The sequence below is a fragment of the Campylobacter sp. RM12654 genome, from assembly GCF_020137585.1.
Taxonomy (GTDB): Bacteria; Campylobacterota; Campylobacteria; order Campylobacterales; family Campylobacteraceae; genus Campylobacter_E.
This window is the reverse complement of the sequence record NZ_JACGAR010000086.1, coordinates 1-440: the sequence shown is the minus strand read 5'-3', so window position 1 is coordinate 440 and position 440 is coordinate 1. Positions and strand designations below refer to the sequence as shown.

Here is a 440-nt window from a genome sequence, read left to right as displayed (position 1 = left end):
AACTCTTATCCACCCCATCAGTTATCTTAATACCCCTACCATCTCTATTAGCAAGTACTAATCTTCCTTTTTCATCAACACTAGCCTCAACCCCTGTTTGATCTTTAACAGAGTTAATAGCAGCTCTTAAAGCTCCATTTCCATCTTTATCTTTAACTTCAATAGAACCAATAGTAACACCATTTATACTAAAGCCTTGTAAAGTAGTTCCTGCTTTAATAGGTTGTTCAAATACACTTTGAACCGTAACAGAAGCTTTAATACCTGTTTTATCAGTAGATTTATTAATAGCTTCAACTAAAGCACCTAAACCTTGACCTGCTTTAATATTATTACCTTGAGCAATTTGCACTGGCTCAAATGTAACATCATTAATTCCATCAACATTTTTAAATGTAAGATTAATTTTATCTCCTAAAGCAAGGTCGCTTTGTCTTACG

At 33.4% G+C, this 440-nt stretch carries 1 protein-coding gene; it reads right to left on the bottom strand.

Annotated elements, in window-relative coordinates; all coding sequences use genetic code 11:
• Window positions 1-440, bottom strand: a 440-nt coding sequence (locus AVBRAN12654_RS09420; protein WP_336614395.1) for a flagellin hook IN motif-containing protein, incomplete at both ends; no start/stop codon positions are given.